The organism is Virgisporangium ochraceum (genome assembly GCF_016863655.1).
GTDB classification, from domain to species: domain Bacteria; phylum Actinomycetota; class Actinomycetes; order Mycobacteriales; family Micromonosporaceae; genus Virgisporangium; species Virgisporangium ochraceum.
Genome location: NZ_BOPH01000035.1, coordinates 34,446 through 59,914, shown reverse-complemented (window position 1 = coordinate 59,914; position 25,469 = coordinate 34,446). Strand labels below are relative to the sequence as shown.

General features: G+C 70.0%; 28 protein-coding genes, 1 tRNA gene and 1 pseudogene. 10 read left to right on the top strand and 20 right to left on the bottom strand.

Features of this window, described 5'->3' with window-relative positions; genetic code table 11:
- The 4 genes from Voc01_RS14875 to Voc01_RS14865 all read right to left on the bottom strand — a co-directional run.
- Positions 1–1,745: tetratricopeptide repeat protein (locus Voc01_RS14875; RefSeq protein ID WP_203927994.1), on the bottom strand; the 1,745-nt coding region annotated here is incomplete at its 3' end.
- Between the two features lie 68 nt (positions 1,746–1,813).
- Positions 1,814–1,936 (bottom strand): RIP homotypic interaction motif-containing protein, encoded by a 123-nt coding sequence (locus Voc01_RS54065; protein WP_275423717.1) that lies wholly within the window; start codon positions 1,934–1,936, stop codon positions 1,814–1,816.
- Complete coding sequence (locus tag Voc01_RS14870) at positions 1,936–2,241, bottom strand: hypothetical protein (RefSeq protein ID WP_203927993.1); 306 nt, start codon at positions 2,239–2,241, stop codon at positions 1,936–1,938. Before Voc01_RS14870 ends, Voc01_RS54065 begins: the two co-directional genes overlap by 1 nt.
- Positions 2,242–2,404: 163 nt before the next feature.
- Positions 2,405–2,872: a hypothetical protein gene (locus Voc01_RS14865; protein WP_203927992.1), complete on the bottom strand. Its 468-nt coding sequence runs from the start codon at positions 2,870–2,872 to the stop codon at positions 2,405–2,407.
- A gap of 3 nt (positions 2,873–2,875) precedes the next feature.
- On the opposite strand from Voc01_RS14865, the gene Voc01_RS14860 reads away from it, so the two are divergent.
- The 5 genes from Voc01_RS14860 to Voc01_RS14840 all read left to right on the top strand — a co-directional run bounded on the left by Voc01_RS14860 (position 2,876) and on the right by Voc01_RS14840 (position 6,540).
- Positions 2,876–3,115: a hypothetical protein gene (locus Voc01_RS14860; protein WP_203927991.1), complete on the top strand. Its 240-nt coding sequence runs from the start codon at positions 2,876–2,878 to the stop codon at positions 3,113–3,115.
- 9 nt (positions 3,116–3,124) lie between these two features.
- Positions 3,125–3,760, top strand: coding sequence for a hypothetical protein (locus tag Voc01_RS14855; RefSeq protein WP_203927990.1), 636 nt, complete (start codon positions 3,125–3,127; stop codon positions 3,758–3,760).
- Between the two features lie 108 nt (positions 3,761–3,868).
- On the top strand, positions 3,869–4,843 hold the full coding sequence (locus tag Voc01_RS14850; protein ID WP_203927999.1) for an asparaginase: 975 nt from the start codon (positions 3,869–3,871) through the stop codon (positions 4,841–4,843).
- 26 nt (positions 4,844–4,869) lie between these two features.
- On the top strand, positions 4,870–5,334 hold the full coding sequence (locus tag Voc01_RS14845; protein WP_203927989.1) for a PPC domain-containing DNA-binding protein: 465 nt from the start codon (positions 4,870–4,872) through the stop codon (positions 5,332–5,334).
- A gap of 270 nt (positions 5,335–5,604) precedes the next feature.
- Complete coding sequence (locus tag Voc01_RS14840; RefSeq protein WP_203927988.1) at positions 5,605–6,540, top strand: hypothetical protein; 936 nt, start codon at positions 5,605–5,607, stop codon at positions 6,538–6,540.
- A gap of 779 nt (positions 6,541–7,319) precedes the next feature.
- Here Voc01_RS14840 and Voc01_RS14835 read toward each other — a convergent pair.
- The 3 genes from Voc01_RS14835 to Voc01_RS14825 all read right to left on the bottom strand — a co-directional run bounded on the left by Voc01_RS14835 (position 7,320) and on the right by Voc01_RS14825 (position 9,291).
- Positions 7,320–8,573, bottom strand: coding sequence for a tyrosine-type recombinase/integrase (locus tag Voc01_RS14835; RefSeq protein ID WP_203927987.1), 1,254 nt, complete (start codon positions 8,571–8,573; stop codon positions 7,320–7,322).
- 71 nt (positions 8,574–8,644) lie between these two features.
- A tRNA-Ile gene (locus Voc01_RS14830) sits at positions 8,645–8,718 on the bottom strand.
- A 102-nt stretch (positions 8,719–8,820) separates the two neighbouring features.
- Positions 8,821–9,291, bottom strand: a complete 471-nt coding sequence (locus tag Voc01_RS14825) for a hypothetical protein (protein ID WP_203927986.1) — start codon at positions 9,289–9,291, stop codon at positions 8,821–8,823.
- Positions 9,292–9,464: 173 nt separating this feature from the next.
- Between Voc01_RS14825 and Voc01_RS14820 the strand changes: the two genes are divergently transcribed.
- A complete protein-coding gene (locus tag Voc01_RS14820) occupies positions 9,465–10,073 on the top strand; it encodes a CGNR zinc finger domain-containing protein (RefSeq protein ID WP_203927985.1) in 609 nt (202 codons plus the stop codon).
- Here Voc01_RS14820 and Voc01_RS53060 read toward each other — a convergent pair.
- The 5 genes from Voc01_RS53060 to Voc01_RS14800 are packed head-to-tail and all read right to left on the bottom strand — an operon-like array spanning position 10,057 to position 14,268.
- Positions 10,057–10,704 carry a response regulator transcription factor gene (locus tag Voc01_RS53060; protein ID WP_239160200.1) on the bottom strand — a complete coding sequence of 216 codons (648 nt, stop codon included), beginning with the start codon at positions 10,702–10,704 and terminating at the stop codon, positions 10,057–10,059. The genes Voc01_RS14820 and Voc01_RS53060 overlap by 17 nt on opposite strands.
- Positions 10,692–11,795: a sensor histidine kinase gene (locus tag Voc01_RS53055; RefSeq protein WP_239160199.1), complete on the bottom strand. Its 1,104-nt coding sequence runs from the start codon at positions 11,793–11,795 to the stop codon at positions 10,692–10,694. Before Voc01_RS53055 ends, Voc01_RS53060 begins: the two co-directional genes overlap by 13 nt.
- A gap of 10 nt (positions 11,796–11,805) precedes the next feature.
- Positions 11,806–12,975 carry an aminotransferase class I/II-fold pyridoxal phosphate-dependent enzyme gene (locus Voc01_RS14810; RefSeq protein WP_203927984.1) on the bottom strand — a complete coding sequence of 390 codons (1,170 nt, stop codon included), beginning with the start codon at positions 12,973–12,975 and terminating at the stop codon, positions 11,806–11,808.
- A gap of 5 nt (positions 12,976–12,980) precedes the next feature.
- Complete coding sequence (locus Voc01_RS14805; RefSeq protein ID WP_373873820.1) at positions 12,981–13,688, bottom strand: phosphotransferase; 708 nt, start codon at positions 13,686–13,688, stop codon at positions 12,981–12,983.
- Positions 13,681–14,268: a helix-turn-helix domain-containing protein gene (locus Voc01_RS14800; protein ID WP_203927982.1), complete on the bottom strand. Its 588-nt coding sequence runs from the start codon at positions 14,266–14,268 to the stop codon at positions 13,681–13,683. The genes Voc01_RS14805 and Voc01_RS14800 overlap by 8 nt, the downstream gene beginning before the upstream one ends.
- A gap of 29 nt (positions 14,269–14,297) precedes the next feature.
- On the opposite strand from Voc01_RS14800, the gene Voc01_RS14795 reads away from it, so the two are divergent.
- The gene (locus Voc01_RS14795; RefSeq protein WP_239160198.1) at positions 14,298–14,585 is read left to right on the top strand and encodes a hypothetical protein; all 288 of its coding nucleotides are present in this window, start codon (positions 14,298–14,300) and stop codon (positions 14,583–14,585) included.
- Between the two features lie 111 nt (positions 14,586–14,696).
- Positions 14,697–15,146 (top strand): protealysin inhibitor emfourin, encoded by a 450-nt coding sequence (locus Voc01_RS14790; protein WP_203927981.1) that lies wholly within the window; start codon positions 14,697–14,699, stop codon positions 15,144–15,146.
- A 42-nt stretch (positions 15,147–15,188) separates the two neighbouring features.
- On the opposite strand, the gene bla is transcribed toward Voc01_RS14790, so the two are convergent.
- The 5 genes from bla to Voc01_RS14765 form a co-directional block, all read right to left on the bottom strand.
- Entirely contained in the window at positions 15,189–16,094 is a 906-nt protein-coding gene (gene bla / locus Voc01_RS14785) for a class A beta-lactamase (RefSeq protein WP_203927980.1), read from the bottom strand.
- A complete protein-coding gene (locus Voc01_RS14780) occupies positions 16,091–16,801 on the bottom strand; it encodes an HAD family hydrolase (protein WP_203927979.1) in 711 nt (236 codons plus the stop codon). The genes bla and Voc01_RS14780 overlap by 4 nt, the downstream gene beginning before the upstream one ends.
- The gene (locus Voc01_RS14775) at positions 16,798–18,084 is read right to left on the bottom strand and encodes an ArsB/NhaD family transporter (protein ID WP_203927978.1); all 1,287 of its coding nucleotides are present in this window, start codon (positions 18,082–18,084) and stop codon (positions 16,798–16,800) included. The genes Voc01_RS14780 and Voc01_RS14775 overlap by 4 nt, the downstream gene beginning before the upstream one ends.
- Positions 18,085–18,152: 68 nt before the next feature.
- Positions 18,153–18,611: a CBS domain-containing protein gene (locus tag Voc01_RS14770; RefSeq protein ID WP_203927977.1), complete on the bottom strand. Its 459-nt coding sequence runs from the start codon at positions 18,609–18,611 to the stop codon at positions 18,153–18,155.
- A 269-nt stretch (positions 18,612–18,880) separates the two neighbouring features.
- Complete coding sequence (locus Voc01_RS14765; RefSeq protein WP_239160197.1) at positions 18,881–20,113, bottom strand: alpha/beta hydrolase family protein; 1,233 nt, start codon at positions 20,111–20,113, stop codon at positions 18,881–18,883.
- A 133-nt stretch (positions 20,114–20,246) separates the two neighbouring features.
- Here Voc01_RS14765 and Voc01_RS14760 point away from each other — a divergent pair.
- Positions 20,247–20,840 (top strand): annotated as a pseudogene (locus Voc01_RS14760) (DedA family protein); the annotation flags it as partial.
- Here Voc01_RS14760 and Voc01_RS14755 read toward each other — a convergent pair.
- Both Voc01_RS14755 and Voc01_RS14750 read right to left on the bottom strand, forming a co-directional pair.
- A complete protein-coding gene (locus Voc01_RS14755) occupies positions 20,817–21,473 on the bottom strand; it encodes a response regulator (protein WP_203927976.1) in 657 nt (218 codons plus the stop codon). The pseudogene Voc01_RS14760 and the gene Voc01_RS14755 sit on opposite strands and share 24 nt — an antisense overlap.
- A complete protein-coding gene (locus tag Voc01_RS14750) occupies positions 21,470–22,984 on the bottom strand; it encodes a sensor histidine kinase (protein WP_203927975.1) in 1,515 nt (504 codons plus the stop codon). The genes Voc01_RS14755 and Voc01_RS14750 overlap by 4 nt, the downstream gene beginning before the upstream one ends.
- Here Voc01_RS14750 and Voc01_RS14745 point away from each other — a divergent pair.
- Complete coding sequence (locus tag Voc01_RS14745) at positions 22,933–24,246, top strand: sugar efflux transporter (protein ID WP_373873819.1); 1,314 nt, start codon at positions 22,933–22,935, stop codon at positions 24,244–24,246. The genes Voc01_RS14750 and Voc01_RS14745 overlap by 52 nt on opposite strands.
- Positions 24,247–24,299: 53 nt before the next feature.
- Here Voc01_RS14745 and Voc01_RS14740 read toward each other — a convergent pair whose 3' ends face one another.
- Positions 24,300–25,460, bottom strand: coding sequence for a sialidase family protein (locus Voc01_RS14740; RefSeq protein WP_203927973.1), 1,161 nt, complete (start codon positions 25,458–25,460; stop codon positions 24,300–24,302).
- Between the last annotated feature and the right edge of the window lie 9 nt (positions 25,461–25,469).

Below are 25,469 nucleotides of genomic sequence, written 5' to 3'. Positions count from 1 at the left end.
GCCAGCGTGTCCGGATGCTCCTCGCCCAGCACCCGCCGCCGGTCGACCAACACCGACTCGTACAGGTCGATCGCCTCGACCAGCCGCCCCACTGCCTGGTAGGAGGCGGCTAGATTGTTCCGCGACGCCAACGTGAACGGATGCTCCTCGCCCAGCACCCGCCGCTGGTCGGCTAGCACCGACTCGTACAGGTCGATCGCCTCGACCAGCCGCCCCACTGCCTGGTAGGAGGCGGCTAGATTGTTCCGCGACGCCAACGTGGACGGATGCTCCTCGCCCAGCACCCGCTGCTGGTCGGCTAGCACCGACTCGAACAGGTCGATCGCCTCCTCCAGCCGCCCCACCGACTCGTAGGCCAGGGCCAGATTGTTCCGCGATGTCAACGTGGACGGATGCTCCTCGCCCAGCACCCGCCGACGGTCGGCTAGCACTGTCTCGAATAGGCCGATCGCCTCGCGCAGCCGACCTTGGAACTGGCGGAATGTCGCGGCACGGTCGCCAAGAAGCATCGCCGGCTCGTTGGCGTGGTCTCCCGCCAAACAGGCCAGCGCCGAATCGATGTGTGGCAGCAGGAGCGCCCACCGTGGCCAGCCGGCAACGCCGTTGATCGGGTCGTCAGGAATGCCTGCAGCTAGTAGATCGGTGGCCAGCTCGAACGACGATTCCGCGGATCCGGCAACTCCGGCCTGGTGGCGGGTGACGGCCTGGACCAGGCGGTGGACGCCGACCATCCCACCGGCGCGGATAATCATTGAGTACGACGACAGCAGGCTCAAGGCTCGAACGGTATCGAGGGGTTCGCTTCCGAGTGGTGCGAGCAGATCCTCCGGCACATCGTCGGGAGCCAACCAGGCCAGCACGTCGAGAATCTGCGCCGCCAACTGCGACCGCTCGGTTACCGCGTTCATGGTGACCTGCCACACCGTCGCGATGGTGCGTTCGGCGTCGCTACCCTCGCCGATGTCGCGAGCCGCTGACTCGAAACTGTCCGCAAGCAGCGCGCGGTACTCGTCGAAGTCCAACCCGAGTTGAGAGATGAACACACCCGCCTGGTCCAGGGCGAGCGGTAGGTCACCGAGATCGGTTGCCAGCCGGTCCGCACCGTCGACGTCATCGCTTCCGGCCAGCCGCGTGAGCAGTTCAATGCTCGCCGCCCGGTCCAACACTCCCAACGACAGCGGCCGTAGGCCCAGGCGCGTCCACTGACCGTCGCCCAGGTTCCGTCGGGTCGTCACCAGCACATGTCCGGTCGAGCCGACCAGTCCGAGTAAGTTTCGGATGTGGCCGATGTCCTCGACGTTGTCGAGGATCAGCAGCCATCCGTTGTGGCTCTGGAGCCATCCGATCGCCCATTCCTCGGCGTCGGCGAGAGTTGCCATCACGTGCAGCCGGCGGGTCAGCGCTGCCAAGCCGAGGCTGAGATTCTCCGGGTTGTCGGCCGTTATCCACCACACGAGCGGATAGCGGTTCAGATTCGCGTGCGCGTACTGAGTGACCAGCTCCGACTTTCCGATGCCGCCCAGTCCGTGCACTGCGGCCGCTTGACCGACGACCGCGCCGGTTCCACTACCGGCCAGCAGCCGGCCTACATCCTCGATCTCCCGTCCAACGAACACACCGGACTTCGGTGGCAAGTTGTGGATCGGGCCCTGAAGGGCTGCCGACTCCGGCGACCGCTGGGGCGGTGGCAACGCTGACGGGTCGAGAGCGAGATTCGTCTGCTGGTTCTGGTTGCCGATCTGCACACCGTGGCTGCCTGAGACGCTCGCCGACCTGTTCGCCCCGCCGCGCGGATCGGGCTCGTTGGCGGCGGTCACCGCGGTGGGAGCGGACCGAAGGTGTTCGTCTGGGTGTTGCTGTCGCCGACCTGCACGCCTTGAGATCCGGTGACCGTCACGGTGTACTTGCCGGCGTTCGTGGGGGCGGCTTCCGCCATCAATTCAGCGATGTCGGCGACGAGCTGAGGATCCTCGGCCAACGCCTTGCGAATCCGCGCCCGGAGCAGGTCAGCCCGGGCCTCATCGTCCGGATCGGCGCCGAGCTCGCCGTCGCGTCCTGGATCTGCTCTCCATGAGAAGACCCAAACAAGCGGCGCAGGATCCGGCGTCCGGCGTCGACCGTGGCGTCGGAGGTCACGTCGCTGACCTGGTCGGTGACCCGCTGCACCACCGCCGTGCCGTAAGCGGTCGCCGCGGCGCCGACATACGGAAGGACAGCACCGGCGAGTTCTCCAACATCCACGACCCGTTACCTTCCGTCGACTGCACGTCACATACGTCTTACCATGTCACAGCAGTCACGGTGGTTCCGGTTCTTCATCCGATCGGGGCGGATCCGGTCACCCTGCGTACCGCCCGGTATCCATTGATCGTGGGGACCGTCTTCGTCGGATCGCGCCCTGGTCTCATACCGACGCACCTCGGCCGCCGCTCGCCAGGCGCGCGATCTCCGCCGCGCCCGGGACGTCGGAAGACTCGGAATCGAGCCGGCCACCTGGGCGGTGAGCTTCCGGCGAGCACCCAGCGGTGTGGACTCTTAGCCGAGCGACGACACCGGGGCGCAGCCGATCGTGCCAGTCGACAGCCTTGGTTCCGCTGGCCCGTTCGCCTTCGTACGCCTCCCGCCATGCTGCTTGCAAAGCGACCAGTTCCTCGACGATCCACGGGTGGCGAGGCCAGCACGGGCTGAGAGCCCGAACTGTATCCGGGTAATGGATCAAGATCTGTCCGAGCCACTCGCAGAGGCCCGACAGCGTCTCCCGTCGTGGGTCAGCCAGCCAGGATGCCGACAGAATCTCCTCGTCGGCCTGGCCGTCGGGCGCTGTTCGGAACTCGGCCGCCGCCGCGATTCGGTCGGCCAGCTCGGGCAGCACCCGATGCGCCGCCTCGGCAAGGCGCTGGGCCTCGCCGACGGCGGCTACTTCCTGCTCGACGCGCCGGACACGCCGACGCGCAAACGTCGCGAGTGGACAGTCCAGATCCCGGACGCCTACGAGCTCGACGACCTGACGTACGGAATCATGTGGGCCGTCAGCAACCTCGACGACGCTCTCCAGTCCGACGACCAGGCGCTCGACGAAGCGAAGCGCGACCTCGCGGCGTACGAACGGCTGTAGGCGTCTGCCGTGAGCCGGGAAGCGGCGCCGGGCCTGAACGCGATCGGCCACACGTGGCTCGGATCCGACTTCTGCGCGCGGCACATCCTCCGCACGCTGCCCGAGCTACCGGAGGTGCCGGCGTTCTGGACGCGCGAGCAGCGCGGCGAAGAAGCCAGCACCTGGCTGCTGTTCGACCACAAGTACCGGTACTTGAAGCAGACGATGGATCTGATCGGGTCGTCGATCGTCCGCGCGTTCTGCATCCCGGAGGACGCGGTCCGCGAATCGCCGCGCCACGAGCGCGCGCTGCTGTTCCTCGCCATCGCGCTGATGGAGTCACTCGGCATCCGCGTGAAGGTCACGACAGACCCCGATTATGGGACGGTCGAGGGCTTCGTCGTCGCACCGGCGAAGCGAGCCATCATCGCGAACTGGGTTCGCGGCGACGGCATGTGGCACGTCGACCTCACCGACCGGGCCGGCACAGTCCGCAACTTCACGGAGGTCGTCGGCGACGTCGGCGCCGACTCCGTCATCGAGGGACCGACGGCCGCCGCCAGGCTCCGCGCTCGCGAACTACCTCGCGCTCGACTGGACCTGGCTGACGCGGCGCTGTGCCGCGCTGGCCGCCTCTGGGACGGCTGGCATGATGAGGCCGCGTAGCCGGATGCTCTCGGCCGCCGGTCTCGACGCCGCGTGCGCGTTCGTCGGCTCCTTGCCGGCGACGCAGTGAGCCCTCTGAAAGGACGCCCGAGCGTGACCCGCATCGCCATGTTCTCGCTGGGCGGGACCATCGCCATGACGCAGCAGAGCGGTTCCGGCGGTGTGCAGCCGGCGCTATCGGCCAGTGACCTGCTCGCTGCGGTGCCCGGCCTCGCCGAGCTCGGCGTCACCATCGACATACACGACTTCCGCCGCATCCCCGGCGCTTCGCTGACGTACGCGGATCTCCTTGAGCTCGCGTCTTCCATTGCCAAGCAGTTCGCCGGCGGCGTCGACGGCATCGTGGTCACCCAGGGAACCGACACCATCGAGGAGACGGCATACATCCTCGACCTAGTCCACGAGGGCGACGCCCCAGTCGTCGTCACCGGCGCGATGCGCAGCGCCTCGGCGGCCGGCGCCGACGGGCCGGCGAACATCCTTGCCGCGCTGCGGACGGCCGCCTCGGCTACCGCTCGCGGCCTGGGCGTCCTGGTGGCCTTCGCCGACGAGCTGCACGCCGCGCGATACGTCCGCAAGACGCACTCTACGAGCATCACGGCGTTCACCTCGCCGCGCGGGCCGATCGGGCACGTGGTCGAGAACGAGGTGCGGATTCCGCTCCGCCCGGTGCGGCGGCCGGCCATCGCCGGCGCTGACCCGAGCCGGCGCGTGCGGACTTCGGTCGTCGCGGCCACCGTGGACAATGACGGCGAGCTGCTGCGCGCCGCCGGCGAGCTGAGCGATGGGCTGGTGGTGGCTGCCTTCGGTGCCGGGCATGTGCCGGCCGGGTGGGTATCGGTGCTGGAGAACATCTCGGCGCGCAAGCCGGTTGTGTTGGCGTCGCGAACGGGGTCGGGTTCGGTGCTGTCGAGCACATACGGGTTCTCGGGCTCCGAGTCGGATCTCCTTGGACGTGGCCTGATCTCTGCCGGGCATCTCGACCCGTATAAGGCGCGAACGCTGCTCCACGTCCTGATGCTCGCCGGCGCGGACCGCGTCGCCATCGACCCGGCCATGCGGCTCGTCGGCGATCGTGCCTAATCCGTTCGTTCGGAGGAGAATGTTCAATGCGCAGCGCGGAGCTGACGATCGGCCGCACGTTCGCAGTGGTGTTCGATCCGGGTGAGGACTTCTACCCGACGCTGTCGGCGTTCTGCCGGGAGAAAGGGATCCGGCAGGGGTACGTGCCGATGTTCCTGGCGGCGTTCGCGGAGGTCGAGATCGTGGGCGCGTGCGCGAGGCTGGAGAACCCGAATGCGCCGGTTTGGGACAAGGTGCACTTGACCAACGTCGAGGCGCTCGGCGGCGGGACGATTGCGTACGACGCCGAGCAGGACGGCATCATCCCGCACCTCCATGTCACGGTCGGCGAGAAGGCACGCTCCGCGAATGGATTCACCAGCCATCTCCTGTCGGCGCGAGTCCAGTTCCTCGTCGAAATGGTCTTAGTCGAGGTAGTCGCGCCCTCAATGACACGGCCGAGGGAAAGGCAACTTTTTGACGTACCCCTGCTGAGATTTGACCGGGCTTAGAACCGGGACACTATGGCCGGCTGCGGGCAGGCTTCGGCGCGCCGCATGAGTGAAACCTTTTCTGTCCGAGTCCTAGACGCCTCTTGACACGGGTCACGGCCCAGTCAGGCTCCACGATGGAGTTAGCCCGCCAGTCGAGGCATACGGTAACAATCACTCTGATCATCATCTCGTACGGTTGATTCGAGGCCGACTCTCCGGCGCTCGGCATAATTGTCTGTTATTTTCGGGCGGTCATGGCGTCGAGGCGAAGAAGCCGGAGGTGACATAATGACTACTTCGAAGGCCGACGAGATAACAAGACTGTGCGAGGAGTGGATCAAAGCTGCCAGCCTGCCAACGGGCGGGAGTCAGATTAGCTACCAAACCGAGCAGTTTCGCCTCATGTCCAACGGTATATATTTTCACGAGCTTACTTTTGATGAATTACGAGTTGCAATCCTGGGGTTGACCAAAACGCTACTTTTGCCAGGAATGAACACGGTGGTCGTCAATGATCACTACTTCTTGTGGGCATGGTGTGCGGAACTTCTTGCGGGGGCAGGGACGAATTACTTTTCGCATACGGAATTCGAGCTAAAACAACTATCAATTGTATGCAACCGTTCGGCCCTCAGCGGTGCAGTTTCGCCCGACCGCAGAGAGCGCTATGCTGACCTCCTACAGGATTGGCAAATGGGAGCACTACTGAGGGACTCGCACCTTATCCTTGCTTATCTATCGTTCCCTTTGCTTGAAGGGGTTCTTAAGAAAGAGTGCTCAACGTACGTCTCACCCTCGGGGGAAATCCAGAAGAACTTTGAGATCGAGCAGAGTGACGGAAGCCTTAGAAAATATCGGACCGGCAAGAGGTGCAGCAGCCTAAGGGATCTCTTGGTGCTGCTAAACAACGAAATCGCAGACAACAATCTTCAAAGTGACCTCGATTCACTGCGCCGCCATCTGTCATCCCTAGCCTCTTCTGGCGAAGATGGGTTCGACCTCCTATACCGTTGGCGAAATTCGTCAATGCATGGGTCAACCAGTTTCCCCACAATCGGCGGAACGCTGCTCGCAATAGTTTCACTTATCTGTCTGCACTCCATGTCTGGCGGCTATGAAGCGGCCCGCGAAAGAGCGGTTGCCCGCGCCTCTCGCCAGCGGTCAGCCTTGGCTAGCGGCCTAAACGCTGGCACTCCGTGGTCCTTTTACCCACCGTATTTCTGACCCATCGATCAGTATCAGTACCCGGGGAAGCTGAGAGGGGTCAATCGAGGGGGTCACCGGCACGGATGCTAGCGAACACCAGCGAACACAGGAGCATCGGCACGTGACACCGGTTCTTGATCGGATTGACACGGAGGAGGTCAGTCGGACAGCCATCTGTGGCAAATAGTGCGCTGAGCGGGTGACCGCGATTCGGCCGAGTCTTGTTCTCCAAGTCGGCCAATTCAAAGCCGAGGTGACGATATAGCCCGCCGCATGAGATGGCGGCGCTTGTTTGGGCTGCCTTTTATGCTCGACTTCCGCATCGCACACCATTCGGAGGAAACAAATGAATGTCGTTTCGCGCACTCGCAACAGGCGTTCGGCTTGGCGCAGCATCGCCCGTTCAATCGCAGTCGTAGCAGCCAGCGCGGGACTCATCCTGGGAGGCGCGGCGACCGGGGCCCAGGCCAGCACTAGCTACAGGATGGGTTGCTTCGTGATTACGCCGACAACCGGCATCACGACCCAGACGGTGTGGGGCTACAACACCTGTAGCTACACTACTGGCTTCCGCGTCTCGACGGTTTCGTGGTACACGGAGCCCTGCGTCCGCGTTGCTCCCAACACCAGTGGCGGCTACAAGTGGACGAAGGGCCGGAAATTCTCCGGCACAACGACCTGCTAAGTAAGTCACCAGATGACGCCCTCAATCTGAGTTGGGGGCGTCAGTCGTTTACGAATTCCGCCACCAAGCGACGACGCACCCTACCGCAGCGCCGGGAGGTTAAGGCCAACGCTCAGCTGCGATCCGGTCTCGGTGGCATTCGCGCTGCCAGGGTCGCGGCCGCCCGCTGATCGGATTCCGACAGCCAAGCCGCATATACCCGCAGCGTAGTTGCCCCTCCGCCTCCATGCCCGAGCCGCCCTGCAACGGTCCTGACGTCGACGCCGGCAGCAATTAGCTCCGTGGCCGAGTAATGGCGCAACGCATGCAGATTCGTCGCGAGCTTCAGCTTCGCCGCCATCCGGCCAAACTTCTGCGTAGCCGTATCCGGCACCAGCGGCGAAGACCCGTCCACCGCCGGCGAGAAGACGTAGCCGTCGGCCGGTAAGTCGAGCTCGAGCTCGCGGCATCGGGCCTCACACCGCTCCAGGTGCTCTCGCAGCACCTCGACCGTCTCAGGATCCAGTGCCACCCGGCGCTGCTGATGAGTTTTCGTCTCCTTCTCCTGCAGCATGCCGTCGTCGTCGACGTATAGGGCCCGTTCCAGCACCACGACGCCCGGGTCGAGGTGCACCCGGTTCCACCGCAACGCGCACAGCTCCGAGCGCCGCGCCCCGGTCGTCATGGCCGTCCACACGAACGTGCCCCAGTCCGGGTCGAGTTCCCACGCCGCGGTAACGAGCTGGGCCGCCTCGGTCGACGTCGGCGGGTGCGGGTTCGGCGCGGGCATCCCAGGCTTGTCGGCCTGGTCGGCGGGGTTGACGCCGATCCAGCGCCACCGCACCGCCCGGGCGAACGCTCCCGACAGGATCCAGTGAATCTGCCGGATTGACGCCGGCGACAGGCCTCTGCACACGTGCGGCCGGCACTTGTCGGTGCAGACGTGCTCACCGGCCTTCCGGTGCTCGACGTACTTGCGGCCACCACAATGATCCCGGCACTTCCGCAGCACCGCATAGAACGATTCCAGCGTCTCCGCGTCGAGACGACCCACGGGTTCCTTGCCCAGCAACGGCCGTACGTGCTTGTCGAGCTTGCGCACGTATCCCTGTCGGGTCGACGGCTGCACATCGACCACGTCGAGCCACCGGTCGAGCAACTGCGCCAGCGTCGCCCGCGTCCGCGGGTTGCGGCGCTCGTCGACCTGGGCGAGCAGGCGAGTACGCGCCTTCTCCGCTTCCCGCTCAGCAGTCGGGCCGGCCGGGATCGTCTCGTGCAGGTAGTGCCGGCGCTTGGTCACCGGGTCGATGCCGGCGTAGACCTTGACGCGCAGAGACCCACTGGGAAGGTTCTCGATCTCGCCGCGTCGACGCTTGGCGGTCGCCATGGTGCGGACTCTAGACCACTCGCACCACGTGTAGCCCCATGCGAGCCGTGCCAAACCGATGAAACTGCAGGTGGGGCGGGCGGGGTTCGAACCCGCGACCGAGGGATTATGAGTCCCCTGCTCTAACCTGCTGAGCTACCGCCCCGAGAGCCCGAACCCCCATCGGAGCCGGGCACCCGGACCATTCTGCCTCAGCGGGCCGTTGCCACCCACCCCTTACTCGCGGAACGCCCCAAACAAGCACACATCAGACATCGTGCAGCTCCTTTCGCCGGATTTCGGCGAACGCTGTGGCCAGGTAGCGGTCGAGCGGGCGGGGGCCCAGGAGGGACGCGGTCAGCAGGGCGCCGTGGCGGGCCAGCTCGCGGGAGGACGGGTCGGGCACCTCGGCGTTGTCGGGGTCGTGGACGCCCAGGGCGCTGGCCAGCAGGACCAGCACCGCGTGCGGGTCTATGTCGGCGGCCCAGGAGCTGGCCCACGTAACGCAGTCGAGGAGGGCGGTTTTCACCTCGTCGGCGCCCAGGCCGTCGGGGTTCTGCTCCTCCAGGAGCAGGCGGACGACCGAGCCCAGGACCAGTCCGGAGCCGTCCGTGGTGGACAGGGTGGTGGCGGCCGCCTCGAAAGGGTCTGCGTCTCGGCGGTTGGCGGCCTCCACGGCGGTGATCGCCGCCTCGGCTATGGCGCGTGCGGAGGTGGGCAGGTCTCTGAGGGCGGTCACGGGTGCACGCTACCCGGCGGCTGTGACAGGTTCGGGCAGCCACGTCGGCGCCGGGCCGCAGACAAAGGCAGAGGACAAGAGGCAGAAGGCACGAGGGCAGAGGAGAAGACGGCAGAGGACAAGACGGCAGAGAGGTAACAGCGCAGAGAGAACAACCACTAAACTCCCCCACGGTGGAAACATTCGAGAAGGCGGCGGCCGCCGAGCGGCCCGCCGGCGTACGGGAGCTGCCCATCGTCACCGGGCATCTCGCGCTCGACTTCGCCAACACCGTGGACAACCGGTTCGACCACCTCGGTACCTATCCGGGGTTGCTGCACTGGGCGGTGCGGGTCGACATCCTGACCGCCGCCGGCGCGCGGCGCCTGTTCGAGACCGGCCCGCAGTCGCTGAGGGCGGCGCACGCCTTGAGAGCCGTGCTCGTCGAGGTGTTCGGCGGCATCGCCGACGGGCAGCCCCGGGCCGACGCGCACTGGGCGGGGCTGCGGCCGTTCGTCACCGACTCGTACCGCCACTGCGACCTGCTTCCCCACCGGGGCAGCTACGTGATGAGCTGGCCCGACGACCGGCCCGGCGCCGTGCTGTGGCCGGTTGCCCGCGCCGCCGCCGACCTGCTCACCGCGCCCGACCTCGGCCGGCTCAAGCGCTGCGCCGGCTGCCCGTGGGTCTTCCTCGACCGGTCCCGCAACGGGTCCCGCCGCTGGTGCTCGATGGAGGACTGCGGCACCCGCGCCAAGATGGAGCGCTACGTGACCAAGAGAAAGGCTAGCCGGCCTCGTTGACCAGCAGCGCCACCTGCGTGCGGTTGGACACCCCGAGCTTGAGCATCACCTGCGTGACGTGACCCTTCACGGTCGGCACGCTCATGAACAGTTCCGCCGCGATCTCGGCGTTGGTCTGGCCCCGGGCGATCGCCGCGGCCACCTCCCGCTCCCGGGGGCTGAGCCCGTCGAGGGCCGCCCGCGCCCGTTCGCGGGTCGAGGCGCCCTCGTTGACCCGCTCGATCAGGCGCCTCGTGATGTCGGGCGACAGCATCGGGTCGCCGCCGGCCACGCGGTGCACCGCCTCGACGATGCGCGCGGGCGGGCTGTCCTTCAGCAGGAAACCGCTGGCTCCCAGCCGCAGCGCGCGGAGCACGTTCTCGTCGGAGTCGAACGTGGTCAGCACGATCACCTCCGGTGGGCGGGGGCGGCGCCGCAACCGTTCCAGCGCGGTGAGGCCGTCAACGCGTGGCATGCGCAGGTCCATCAGGACCACGTCGGGTGCGTGTGCGGCGATCGCGTCGGGTACCCCGTCGCCGTCGGCGGCGTGCCCTACCACGGCGATGCCGGCCGCGCCGTCGAGCATCATCGTCAGTGCCGCGCGGACGTGCTCGTCGTCGTCGACGATCAGCACCCTGATCACGCCGGCCACGGTAGCTCGGCCCGCAGGTGGAAGCTGCCACCGGTCACCTCGTGTTCGAACCGGCCACCGGCCAGCTCCACGCGCTCGGTCAGCCCGATGAGGCCCGTACCGGGAGATCCGCTCACGTCGGTCACCGCCGTGTCGTTTGTCAATTGGACCCGCAGCTGAGCGCCCGGACGGCCAGCGACCTCGACGGTGACCGGCCGCCCCGCGGCATGGCGACGGGCATTGGACAGGCCCTCCTGCACGACGCGGTACACGGTGCGCCCGACCGGATCGGGCGGCGTGCCGTCGGTCGTGTCGAGGTAGGTGACCGGCTGCCCCACCTCGCGTGCCTCCTCCACCAGCCGCGGCACGTCGGCGAACACCGGCGCCGGACGGGCGTCCTCGGCGCCGGCGCGCAGCACCCCGATGACGTCGCGCAGCTCCTCCAGCGCCTGGTGCACCCCGGCCCGCACCACGCCGGCCGCCTGCGCCACCTGCGCGGGCGGCGCGTCGGGCCGGTACTCCAGGGCGCCCGCGTAGGTGGCGACGAGGGTAAGCCGGTGCGCCAGGACGTCGTGCATCTCGCGGGCGATGCGGGTGCGTTCGGCCGCCCGCGCCTCCACGACCCGCCGGTCGCGCTCCGCCTCGGCCCGCCGGGCCCGCTCGCGTAGGGACTCCAGCAGCGCCCACCGCGCCTGGTTCAGGGCGCCCCAGGCGACCAGGGCCGCGTAGGCGCAGGTGACCAGGACCGCCCACCATCCGAAGGACAGCCCACCGGCCGGGCGCAGCAGCCCCTGCGCGAGATGCGCGGCCAGTCCCATCGCACCGGTACCGACGGCGACCGGGAGCCGCCGGCGCTGCGCCACGACCAACGCGCCGGTGGTGGACGCGGGGGTCGCCGCCGGCGACAGCACGGCGAGGACGCTCAACGCCACCGTGCCGTGCACCGGCCACCGCACCAGAAGCGGGGTGGCGCCGACGGCGGCGACTCCGACGGCGAGGTCGAGGGGCAGGTTCCGCTCCCCCATGCCACCGGCCACGGTGGCCGCGGTGAGGACGGCGACGCCCACGACCATCGTGACGACCTGACCGCGTCCGGGCTGCTGGTTGCTCACGGGGAGAAGGCTAGGAGCCGGTGGCCGGCGCCCGGAAGCGACCAAAGTCTGAGGCCAGGAACCGGTCGAACGCCGCCAGGGCCGGGCCCGCGTTCGCGCGGCCGACGCCGATGCGGAAGCGGTCGGCCGGAACCGGTGCCAGGTCCGAGGTGTAGATGCCCGCCGGAAGGAGCAGAACGCCGGCGGACTCCACCAGGGTGCGGCAGAACGCCTCCACGCCGTCGGCGCCGAGGTAGCGGGGGAAGGCGACACACCCACCGTCGGGCGGGGTCCACTCGAACAGGTCCTCGTGCGTGGCGAAGAACGCGTCGAAGGCGGCCACGTTCGCGGCGATGATGGCGCGGTTGCGGGCGTGGATCGCCTCGCCCCGCTCGACCGCGACCGCGCCGAGGAACTCGCTCGGACCGGCGTTGCAGATGGACGTGTAGTGCTTGTGCCGCTCGAGGGAGCGCAGCACGTCGCGGTCGCGGGTGGCCACCCACCCGACGCGCAGGCCCGGCAGTCCGTAGGACTTCGACAACACGTTGATGGACACCGCCGTCGGTGCCAGGTCGGCGGCCTGCGTCAGGCGGCGGGCGGGGTCGAGTTCGAGACCGCGATAGACCTCGTCGGAGAGCAGCCGGATGCCGCGCTCCGCGCACAGGTCCGCGAGCCCTTGCCACATCTGGGGATCGGGGACCGCGCCGGTGGGATTGTTGGGGAAGTTGACCGCGACCAGCCGCGTCGACGGGCGCAGCGCGGCGCGCACCCGGTCGAGGTCGAGCCGCCACCCGTCGTGCTCGTCGAGCGGGACGCCGGACACCTGCACACCCGACGCGAGCGGGAGCGTCTCCATCGCCTGGTAGTTCGGCACGGTGACCACGACGTGCTCGCCGGGGTGCACCAGCAGCTGCATGAGCCAGAAGATGGCCTCCTCGGCGCCGGCGAACGTGAGGACGTCGGCCGGTCCGCAGGTGTCGTAGGTGCGGGAGACGGCCTCCCGCAAGCGGTCCGTGCCCCACGTCGGCGTGTAGCCCAACGGCAGGGCGGAGAACGCCTCGCGGTCGGATTCGTCGGCCAGCGCCAGCAGTTCGGCGACGGTGAGGGTCTGGGCGTCGGAGGCGGTCAGGTGGTGCTCGGCGACGAACTCCCACCGGGAGAAGTACGTCTCCAGCCGGAAGTCCGGCAACGGCAGCCGCATCGGTCTCACCCTTCGAGAAGCGACCGGTTGCCGGCCGTCCAGCGGTACTGGTCCTGAATCTCCCGAACGACACCGAGAGCGCGCAGCCGGACCGCGTGCGCGACCCCGGCGGACGCCTCCGCCTCGATGCCGCGCCAGCACCGGTCCTGCCACCACAGCACGGTGTCGAGGAGCGCCGACAGGTCGGAAAGCCCGTAGGCGTCGGCGATCGCGCGGAGGTCGCGGCCCGTGGCGGCGGGGTCGGTGACGCCCGGACCGAGCGCCAGGTACTGCCAGCAGACGTGCGCCACGTCGTGGACGCGCTCGCCCGGCGCGGCGAGGTCCCAGTCGATGAACGCGACCGGCATGAGATCGCTGTCGTAGACGGTGTTCTTCGGCGACAGGTCGTTGTGGCACACGACCTCGCGGTCGCCGGCCAGCTCCGTGCCGGCGGTCAGGTCGTGGAACGCGCGCAGCAGGCGGGCCACGGCGACGAGGCTGCGGGTGGAGTGCGGGTGCGGCTGCCAGGCGACGTGGCCGTCCACATAGGACAGAATCTCGCGGCCGCTGTCGTCGGTGCCGAGGAACCTGGGTGCGCCGGGCCATCCGTGGCGTTCGAGGTGGGCCAGCACCCGGTGCGCGAACTCCGCGTTCGGCGACGGCGTGCGCCGGACGGTGGCGCCGACGCGCACGACGACGTTCACGAAACCTCCCGGCAGCGCCTCCTCAGTCACGGCACGCCTTGAGCATTCCGTAGACCGTCGCGCGCGAGACGCCGAGCGCGGCGGCGACGTGCCGCGCGGAGTGCCGCACGCCGAAAACCCCCTTGCCGTCGAGGTGGGCGACGAGTTCCCGGCGCTGGGCCGCGGTCAGGAGGTCGCGCGGTGTGAGGGAGGACCGGCACCAGCCGTCGACGAGCTGGTTGATCTCCTCCCGCCAGTCGCGCTCGAACAGCCCCGCCGGCCGCGGCCGCACCGGGGCGGCGAACGCGGTCAGCGCGCCGGCGGCCCGGTCGAGGACCGAGCGGTCGAAGTTCAGGCACAGCAGCGTCGCGCCGTCGTCCAGGGGCACGGTGACCGAGGTCCAGGTGCGGCCCTGCGCGTCGACCTTGCCGTAGGGGCCGAGGACGCCCGCGCCGGCCTCGATGAGGTCGGGCTCGAGCAGGGACGCGTCGCCGGGGCGGCGCCCGGACACCGGGTTCCAGATCGCCACCACCTCGTCGGCGGCCACGTCGTGCACGACGGCCTCGAGGTGCGGGTGGAACAGGGCGACGACCGCCTCGATGACCGAGGTCATTCCGTCCGGAAGAGCCATTTCTGGATTTTCTGTCTAGACTTGACAATGTGTCAAGCAGTTCAGACAGTGTTCCGGGCGCGGACGCGCCCGGCATGACCACGACGATCGAGGCGGTCCGCGCCGAGGCACTGTTCGCCTCGACGGTGCAGGCGTCCGAGGCACCCGCCGGCGACCGGGTCCGCGACGCGGTGACGGCCACCCTCAGCCGCCACGGCGAGGCCGGCTGCGCCGTTCAGGTCGCCGGCGAGTTCGGTGAGCACCCGGAGACGGCCGCGGCCCGGATGGGCTGGTGCATCACGACCGTGCGCGCCGCGTTCGACGCCGACCCGAGGTGATCCACCCCGTTCGGATACGCCGCCCCGCTACGTAGATGTACGCATTGGGTGCGTGGACCGGTGCACCGATGCTCGACCGGTCCACGCAGTCCACGAAAGGAATCCCCTCGCATGCGTACCGAAACGGGACGGGCCGTCCGTCGCCTGCTCGCCGCTGTCGCGCTGCTGTTCGGAATCGCCACCGCCGCTCTGGTGCTGCCTCAGGCCGCCACCGCGGCCGACGTGCCGGGACCGAAGACGCCGGTCGCGAACCGCGTCGAGCTTGTGCGCACGGGCGGCTTCACCGGCATCCCGAAGACCTGGACCGTCGACGCCGAGCACTTCGGCGAGGACGGCGCCCGGTTGCTGCGCACCGTGTCCAAGCCCGAGTTCCTGGCGCTGGACGACCACTACGGCCCGAAGAACCCGTGCTGCGACTTCTTCGAGTACACGCTGACCGTCACCTACAACGGCGGCCACACGAAGACGGTGACGACCTCCGAGCTCGCCACCGACCAGCCCGAGATCCTGACCGACGTGATCGCCCTGACCCAGCACATCGGCGAGTCGCCGCAGAGCTGAACCCGCACGTCGTGGGCCGGCCGGGGTTCCGGCCGGCCCGCGTCACGTGAGGGTCGCGACGACGTACCGGGTCGCCTCGGCGAGGAGGGCCTCGTCGTACACCGCGTCCTTCGCCTGCTTGCTGGACATCAGCGCGACCACCAGCGGCGGCCCCGCCGGTGGCCGGAGGACCCCGAGGTCGTTGACCGTGCCGTAGCCGCCGGTTCCGGTCTTGTCGGCCACCGTCCAGCCGGTCGGGGTGCCGGCCCGGATGCGCCGGTCGCCGGTCGTGTTGCGCTCGAGCAGGTCGCGCAGGAACGCCAGCCGGTCGGCGGGGAGCGTGTCGCCGAGGAGGATCCGCTCGATGGTGCCGGCCAGCGCCCGCGGTGAGCTGGTGTCGCGTTCGTCGCCGGGCACGGCGCCGGTGATGTCGGGCTCGATCCGGTCCATCCGGGTCACCCGGTCGCCCAGGTCGCGGGTGAACGCGGTGAGCGCGGCCGGTCCGCCGAGGTCGCGGAGCAGCAGGTTGCCCGCGGTCCCGTCGCTGTAGCGCACCGCGGCGTCGCACAGCTGGCGGATCGTCATGCCGGTGGACACGCGGTCCTTCGTGATGAAGGAGCTCTTCATCAGGTCGGCGCGGGTGTAGGTGACGACGGTGTCGAGCTCGGACAGGGCACGGCGCCGCAGCACCGCGGCCGCGGCGAGCAGCTTGAACGTCGAGCAGAACGCGAACCGCTCGTCGGCGCGGTGCGCGACCGTGGCACCGGTGCCGGTGGCGAGGGCGTAGACGCCCAGGCGGGCGCCGAACCGGGTCTCCAGTGCGGCGAGCGCCTCGTGCCGCCGCTCCACCTCCACCGATGGGGACGGCCGCGCGGACGGGGTGGCGACCGGGTCCTTCTTCGGAGGCGAGCATCCGGCGGCCGCGACCGCCGCCGCGGCGCCGAGCAGGGTGCGGCGCGTGACGCTCACCGGCCGGCCTCCAGCCGGGCCTCCAGACGCGAGGGCAGGTCGACGACCGAGGTGAGCCTGCGCTCGTCGCGCACCGGCGCCCGGCGGTGCGGGTCGATGAGGAACGCGGTGATGCCGGCCTCTTCGGGTCCGACGAAGTCCGGGACGTAGGTGTCGCCGACGAACACGGCCGACGCGGCGTCGACACCGAGGGCGTCCAGGGCGGTGGCGTAGATCACCGGATGCGGCTTGCGCCAGCCGACCTCCACCGACGTGACGACGACCTCGAACGACGGCAGGAGGCCCATCGCGTCGAGGTGGTCGGGCACCAGCTCGGGCTGGTGGGTGTTGGTCACCACGGCGAGGCGGTGGTCGCGGGCGAGGCCGCGCACGCAGTCGACGATCTCGGGCGGGTACGTCACACCGGCGTTCCACTCGCTGAGGTAGGCCGCCGCGAACGCCCCGACCTCGGCGCCGAGCGGCGCACGGCCCAGCGCACCGGTGAGGAACCCGGTGGCGGCGTCGGTCAGGGAGAACTCGCGGTCGTCGCGGTCGCTGCGCCGCTCGAACTCCTTCCAGGTGTGCGTCCACGCGGCCAGGTAGTCGGGATAGCCCAGGTCGGCGCCGTACCGGCGGAGCAGGTCGTGTGACCGTGCGTGGTCCTGCCCGGTGTGGTCGGGCGAGTAGTGGACGAGGGTGCCGAAGAAGTCGAAGAGGATGACGGTCACATGAAATACCGTAGCCACACGTAGAGCCAGGCGATCAGGGTGCTCAGGATCGTCACCACAATGCCGTACCGGGTGAACTGCCAGAAAGAGATGCGGTGGCCGGTGCGGGCGGCGATGCCGATCGCGACCACGTTGGCGCTCGCCGCCACCGCGGTGCCGTTGCCGCCGAAGTCGGCGCCGAGCGCGAACGCCCACCACAACGACTCGCCGGTCTTCGCGTCGGGGGCCTGCGCCACGACGTCCTCGACGACCGGCGCCATCGCCGTCACGTACGGGATGTTGTCGAAGAAGGCGCCGAGCACCGCCGAGCCGAACAGCAACGCGGTCGCGGCGGCGAAGTAGTTGCCGCCGACCTGGCCGGCCGCCCAGTCACCGACGGTCCTGATGACGCCGGTGTGCACCAGCCCGGAGACCATCACGAACAGGCCCATGAAGAACACGAGCGTCGGCCACTCCACCTCGGCGAGCACCTCGTCGAGGTCGGCACCGGTGACCACCAGCATCAGGCCGGCACCCACCAGCGCCACCACCGACGGGTCGATGTGCAGCACGGAGTGCAGGCTGAACCCGGTCACCACCAACGCGAACACCGCGAGGCACCGGCGCAGCATCTCCGGGTCCTTGATCGCACGGCGTTCCTTGAGCGCCATGATGGCCTCGACCCGGTCGGGGTTGTACTGGAACGATTTGCGGAACAGCACGCGCGTGAACAGAACGAACACGACGAACACGACGACGACGATCGGCGCCATGTGCACCAGGAAGTCCACAAAGGACAGTCCGGCCCGGCTGCCGATGATGATGTTCGGCGGGTCACCGATGAGCGTGGCGGCGCCGCCGATGTTGGAGGCGAGCACCTCCGCGATCAGGTACGGCTGCGCGGAGATGTTGAGGCGGTCGCAGACCACCACGGTCACCGGCGCGACGAGCATGATCGTGGTGACGTTGTCGAGGAACGGCGACGCGATCGCGGTGATCACCATGAACATGACCATCAGCCGGTACGGCCGGCCCCTCGACTTCTTCGCGGCCCAGATGGCCAGGAAGTCGAAGACGCCGGTCTGCTTCACGATCCCGACGATGATCATCATGCCGAACAGCAGGAAGATGACGTTCCAGTCGATGCCCTCGTGCTCGGAGAAGAAAACCTCGGCGCCCGGCGCGAACTGGAACACCAGCATCAGGGCGGCGGCGAACAGCACGACCTTGACCTTGTTGATCTTCTCCGTGGCGATGAGGACAAAGGCGACCACGAAGATGCCAAGGGCAAGAATCGCGCTCAAAAGCAGAACCTCCGGACAGGAGTCATCGCCCGGGCGCGAAAACGCGCCCGGGTGCGGAAAGCGGGGATCTACTCCTCGGGGCCGAACACCGCGAGGCTCGTGATCAGCCGGTCCAACGTGATGGCACCGACGAGAGCGCCGCTGTCGTCGACCACCGCGACCAACGGACTGTGCTGGCGCGCCATGAGCGCGGCCACCTCGAGCAGCGTCGCGTCCGAGTGGACGGTGACCGGCCGCGAGGGCGACCGGGGAACGCAGTCGCCGACGGTCCGGTCACCGAGCTCGGTCCAGAAGCGGTCGGCGTGTGCCTCGTCGATCGTGCGGACGAGTGCCGGATCCTCCTGGTACGCCTCGGGAACCGCCAGACGCAGCACCTGGCTGCCCGGCAGCACCCATTTCGGTCGGGACAGCGCGTCGACCACGATCAGCCCGGGGAGACGGCTGATGGCCATCACACCCACCGCTTTGGCCACCCGGTCCTCCATGGTGACCGTCGGCACGTGCACGGCGATGTCGCGTGCTTGCATGAAACCAACCCATTCGGTATGGCGGTCGAGCCGAGCCTGTGCGGTCATCGTCGCCCAACCTCCCTGACAGCATTCCCGATCCGGCGCTGCCCAGTCTGGTCCGGGGCCGGCGCGGCGACCATCGGTGCCAGCACCCATTCCCGGTGGGGGTGGACCATGCAGACCGCGGCCGCGTCAGGCCGGCAGCCGGTCGCTGGTCAGGGGGACCCAGCGCCGGCCGGTCCGGGCGCTCCACCGCCCGGACATACGTCGACCGTAGCGACCGGCCGTCACACGAAGGAGACGTCGGGGTGCTCCGTCGACGGGCCGTCGAACAGCGGTTGCGCGCGCCCGCGCAGGTGCAGGTCGAAGAACGCGGCGAGGTAGGCCCGCAGCGCGGCGACGATCCGCGCGGGGTCGACGGTGCCGATCGCTCCGGTGACGGCGGCGTCCGGCAGCGCGAACGCCCGCGCGATCGGCGGCAGCAGCACCTGCACGTCGGTGAACGTGAAGTGCTCGCCGGCGGCGACGTACAGGTCACGTTTCCAGCCGGTCGAGCGCTCCCAGAACCGCCGCCAGTCGAGGGCGTGGACGTGCGTGTGCGGCACCCCGTCGGCGCCACCCGCGCCCATCAGCAGGAACGGGCGGTCCAGCCCGCGGTGGACGACCTCGCCGAAGTCCCCGGCGCCGAAGCTGAACGCCATGCTGCCGTCGAGGTCGACACCGGCGTCGAGGCGCCGGTCGACGAGCATCGTCTCGGCGGCGGTGAAGCCTCCGGCCGAGTGGCCGACCATGCCGACGCGGGACGGGTCGGCGCCGAACCGGCGGACCGCGACGAGCCGGTCGAGGACGAACCGGGTGTCCGCGACCCGCGTGTAGAGCATCGTGCGCAGCACCTCCGTCGGGTCGGTGTCGGGCAGGCGCTGGACCTCCAGCCGGCCGCCGGGGAACTGGACGGCCGGCGCCTCGTAGGTGTGGTCGACCGCCACCACGACGTAGCCGTGGCTCGCCAGGTCCTCGACGAGAACCGTGCCCTCGGCGCGCAGGCGACCGCCGCCCGGCGAGTAGAGCACCACCGGATGCGTGCCGCGGGGCGGCGCGCCGGCGCGGGCGTGCGTGACCAGGCCCGCCCAGTCGATGCTTCCGGTGGAGATGCCGAGCGTGCGGGCGGCGTCCTCGTCCTGGCGGCGGGCCGTCAGCGGTGGCAGGTACGGCATGCGCGGCTCGCGGCCGGTCGGCCGGGCCGGGTACCGCACCGAGACCATGAGCTCGCGTCGCCGGTCCGGGACCCACGGGTCGGGCCGGTCGTGGTCGACGAGGTGCAGGTCGACCGCGCCGACGGGGTACCGGCCGGTCGGCGCCGGCAAAGTGAGCCGCAGCGGCGCGGTCCCGGCCGCTCCGGCGGCCGCGACGTCGGGCGCGGTGCCGGGCGCGGTGCCGGCCGCCGCGGTGCCGGGCAGCATTCCGGCCGCCGCCGCGGCCGAGGCGGTGCCGAGGAGTTGCCGTCGGGTGAGTGTCCACATGGGACCACTGTCGGCTGTGCCGGGTGCGGAGCGGACCTGCCGGACGTCAGGCATCCACCCTGAGGAATCTCAGGGTCGAAGGCTGTCGATCGACCGCTGTGGACGGCGGGGCGCCGCTCGTAGCGTCCGGCGCATGATCGACGTTCTGGAGTCCGCGATCACCTCGCCCTGGGTCTACCTGGCGCTGTTCGCGATCGCCGTGCTCGACGGGTTCTTCCCGGTCGTGCCGTCCGAGACCATGGTCATCACCGCCGGGGTCTTCGCCGCCGGCGGCGACCCCGAGCTGGCGGCGGTGATCGGTGTGTCCGCGGCCGGCGCTTTCGTCGGTGACCACGTCTCGTACTGGATCGGCCGGCGGGCCGGTGCCGGGATGCTCCGGCGGCTGCGGCCGGGCAGCCGGCGCCACGCGGCGTTCGCGTGGGCCGCGGACGCGCTCGCGGTGCGCGGCGGGCTGCTGCTGGTGGTCGCCCGCTACGTGCCCGGTGGTCGGACCGCGGCGACGATGACCACCGGCGCGGTCGGCTTTCCCGCCCGCCGGTTCGCGATGTTCGACGCGCTCGCGGCCGGATCGTGGGCGCTGTACTCGGCGCTGGTCGGCTACCTGGGTGGCGCGGCCTTCGAGCACGACACGGCGAAGGGACTGGCGTTCGGGCTGGGCCTGGCCGCCGGCGTTACGGTGCTGGTGGAGGCGGCGAGGTTTCTGCTACGCCGGCGGAACAAGGCCCGCCTCGTAGGCGACGATCGCCGCCTGCACCCGGTTGCGCACCCGCAGCCGGGACAGCACCGTGCTGACGTAGCTCTTCACGGTCCCCTCCACGAGGAACAGCCGGCCGGCGATCTCCACATTGGATAGTCCCGCGGCGACCAGCACGAGCACCTCGCGTTCGCGGTCGGTGAGTTCCGCGACGAGGTCGCGGGCCGCCGCCGCGCGCGTCAGCCGGCCGGCGCCCAGCTCGGCGATGACCCGCCGGGCCACCTTCGGCGACAGGTAGGCCGCACCGGCCGCGACCGCGCGGACGCCCGCCACGAGGTCGCGCGGGTCGGCCGCCTTCAACAGGAACCCGCTCGTGCCGGCCGCCAGTGCCCGCGCCACGTACTCGTCGTCGCCGAACGTGGTCAGCATCGCCACCGCCGTCTCCGGAACGGTTCTGTGCAGCTCCTCGGCGGCGGCGAGGCCGTCCATCACCGGCATCCGGATGTCCAGCAGCGCGACGTCAGGCCGGTGCCGGCGGGCCAGGTCCACGGCGGCGCGCCCGTCGCCGGCCTCGGCGACCACGTCGATTGCCGGGTCGGACGCGAGGATCGCCCGCGCACCGGCCCGGATCATCGGCTCGTCGTCGGCGACCAGGACCCGGATCACCGCGCCGTCCCCCGTACTACCGCCTTGTCCGCCAGCCGGCCGTCGGTGAAACACAGCCGGTAGACGTCGATCGGACCGGTGAAGAGGTCGCGGGTCGTGCGGTAGTACTCGCACCGGGCGCCGGACGGAACCGGTGGCTCGGCGACGTCGGGCCGACCCTCGACCTGGTTGCGGGGCAGTCCTTGCGTGCGCGGGTCTCCGACGCGCAGCGCATCGTACCGGTCGGCGGCGAGGAACGAGTGGTGCACCTCGTACCACCGCATCCCCAGTAGCAGCAGGGCGACCACGGCGCCGATCGCGACCGGGACGGCCACCGCTGCCGCGAGTCCGCGGCGGGTGGCGCGGGTCACCTCCGACAGCTGCCGCGCGGAGTCGGACCCGTCGACCCGGTACGGAAGCTCCGCCACCACCTCGTAGCCGTCGCCGTGCCGTCCGGCGCGCAGCGTTCCACCGGCGAGCCGGACGCGTTCGCACAGACCGACGAGCCCGTGCCCACCACCGGTCGTCGGCGCCGCGCCCCGGCCCGCGCCGTTGCGGACGGCCACGCTCACGTGGGTCCCGTCAAACCGCACCTCCACCGTGACCGCCGCTCCCGGCGCGTGCCGGACGGCGTTGGTGACCGCCTCCTGGACGACGCGGTAGGCCGTGCGCCCGACGGACGCCGGCACGTCGTCGGTCGGTCCCGACGAGACCAGACGAATGTCCACACCGGACGATCGCGACCGCGCCACGAGGTCGTCGATGCTCCCGGGTTCGGCGTCGTCGAGGCCCCGGAGCACGGTGACGATGTCCTGCAGGCGGTCGGTGGCGTCGACCGCCGTCGACCGCAGGTGCGCGATCGCCGCGCGGTGCCGCTCGTCGAGGTCGCCGTCGAGCTCGAGGGCGCCGGCCCGCATGGCGATGAGGCTGAGCTCGTGGCCGAGCGAGTCGTGCATGTCGCGCGCGATCCCGGCCCGCTCCCGCAGCCGTGCCTCCCGCTCGACGAGCTGCCGCTCCCGTTCCAGCTGTTCGGCCCGCTGCCAGCCCGCCGCGGCGAGTGTCGCCCGCAGCCGCAGGTACCGCCCGGCGAGCCATGGCAGCACCCCGAACACCAGCAGCAGGAACCCGACCGGGAACCACGCCCACGCGTCACCGGCTGCCACAGCGACCACGAGACCAGCCGCCGCGACCCCGGCGAACACGGCGGCGGCCGTGACGGTGTCGGCCATCCGCCGGCCCGCCATCGCGCCCGCGGCCGCCGACACGAGCACCGGCCAGGCATCGGTTCCGGGCAGGTCGGCCAGCGCGAGCAGGGTCGCGGAGGCCCCGATCGCCAATGCCCACGCGGGCCGGCGTTGTGCCGTGACAACGACCAGCGTCGACCACACGACACCGGCCGCGACCGGACCCGCGTGCGGCCACGCCTCGGCCGCTACCACAACGGCGAGCGCGGCCAAGAGCGCGCATTCGCGCCAGCGCGGTGACGCGCTGCCGGGCGACGCGCTCTCCCGCCGGCGCGGCGTTCGGGCCATTCGGCCAGCGTACTTCGCGGGCCGGCCGTGGGTTTCCCGAGCGGAAACCGGGGAACGCGAGCCGGATGCGTCTGAACCACCTGATCGCCGGTGTTCTGCTCCTCGGCATCGCCGACTCGATGATCGGGCCCTATCTCGTGCTGTTCGGCGCCGACGAGGCGAACCTGTCGCCGTTCCAGGTCGGCGTGTTCGTCTCGCTGATCGCGGCCAGTGGACTCGTCGTCAGCACCTGGCTGGGCCGGCGCTACGACCGGTCGGAGGGCCGGTGGCCGGCGGTCGTCGCGGTGACCGCGCCGGCGGTCGGGTATCTCGTTCTGACCGTGACCACCGACTACGTGCTGCTGCTGCTCGTCGCGATCGGGTTCCTGGGCGCGGGGATGGCCGCGTTCCCGCAGCTGTTCTCGTTGGCGCGCACGCATCTGGCGACGGGCCCGGCCGCGGCGCGCGGGAACCCGGTGCTGCGGTCGGTGTGGTCGCTCGCGTGGGCGATCGGTCCGCTGCTCGGCGCGGTGGTGCTGGCGTGGCAGGGTTACCGGGGGCTGCTACTGGTCACCGCGGCGGTGTTCGTGCTCGTGCTGGTGCCGCTCGCGGCGCTCGGACACACTGCTCCGGGGCCGGCCCGGGAGCCGACGGGTACGCCGGGCACGGAACGGCACCGGTGGACCCGGCCGGTGCTCCTCGCCGTCGCCAGTTACACGCTTTTCCATACGGCGATGCTCAGCGGGTCCGTCGCGTTGCCGCTCTACGTCACGCGGACCCTCGACCTCTCCGACAGCGACGTCGGGTTGTTGTTCAGCGTCTGCGCTTTCGTGGAGGTGCCGGCCGCGCTCGGTCTCCTGCTGCTGCCGGCCCGGATGCGCAAGCGTCCCCTGATCCTGGCGGGAATGCTGCTATTCGTCGCCTACTTCGTGATGGTGGCGGCCAGTTCCACGTTGGCCGCGCTGGTGGCCACGCAGGTCGCCCGCGGGGTGGCGATCGCCGTCGTCGGCGCGTTGGGCATCACGTACGTCCAGGACCTGCTTCCCACCGCACCGGGACGCGCGACAGCGCTGTTCGCCAACACCCTGACGACCGGGTCGCTGATCTCCGGGGTGCTGGCCGGCGCGGTCGCGCAGACGCTCGGGTACCAGGCGGCGCTGCTGCTGTGCGGCGGCCTCGCCGCGCTGGGCGCGGCTCTCCTCGCGGTGTCCGGCCCGGAGGACCGTGCCACGGCCGTGCCGGCACCGGAGGCCGGTGCCGCGACTGTGCTGGCGACGGATTAGCGGCGCGCGGCCATGCCGGCGCCGGGTGAGCGGCGCCGGCACGGCTCGGAAACCTAGCGGTAGTCGCGCTTCTTGGTGTAGACGCCGACGATCGCGGCGATGTGCGGGTCGGACGTGATCGTGAAGTAGCGGCCGGGCCGCAGTTCCACGCTCGACGGGTTCGCCTGGTCGGTGGTCGCCGGCCCGTGGATCACCGCGTCGTAGATGAGGACATCCCTGCGCGCGTCGATTGTGCGTTCGGGGCGCTCGAGGATGCGGCCCGCCGTCGGACGCCCGGGGCCGAACCGGCCGGAGAGGTCGCCGTAGGTCAGCAGCACGTCGCCGTTGTGCAGCACCAGTTGGTGGTGCGACGAGGCGGGCAGCCCGGTCGACACCGGCGTCGTCCACGTGCGTCCGCGGTCGTGCGACCAGGACACGTAGGCGACGTTGATGGACGTCCGCAGGATCGCCAGCAGCGAGCCGTTCCTCAGCACGCTGATGTTGGGTTCCTGGAAGTCGAGGTCGGCCGCCCGGCCGATCGTCGACTCGGTCTCCTTCGGCCACGTGCGCCCGCCGTCACGTGACCGCACGACCGTCGCCGGCGCGGTGCCGCCCTCGGGCAGCCGGCCGTACAGGGGCACGAGCAGTTCCCCGTTCGGAAGTTCGACGATGGGACCGTGCGTGGCCGCGTGCCCGGCGTAGTACGCGCCGACGACGACCGTCGACGGGCCCTCCATCGCCGTGCCCACCTCGACCGGTTCGCTCCACGACCGACCGCCGTCGGTGGACCGGGCGACGAACGTCCCGACGAGCGTCACCGGGCCGGGTGGGTACCCGGTCCAGTCGGTGCGGAAGAAGCTCAGCAGCACGGTGCCGTCGCGGGTCTGCGCGAGCTTCGGGTCGCGGTCGTCGATCGCGGTGTCGATGGCCAGCCGCGGGTTGCTCCAGGTGCGGCCCTGGTCGCGGCTCTCCACGACCATGATGCGCCCGTCCTGGTCGATGTGCGCGACGGACTCGCGGTACGCGGCGAGCAACCGTCCATTGTGGAGCTTGATGATGTCGCCGAAGAACGCGCGCTTGCCGGACCCGGCGGTGGCGACGACGACCGGGTCGGTCGGCGTTCCGGCACCGGTGGCGACCGGTTGCGCGGTGGCGGACGGTTGTGCCGTGGCGGCGGCCGGTGCCGCGACGAGTGTGGTGACCGTGACGAGTAACGCCAGCATGAGACGGCGCACGGGATCACT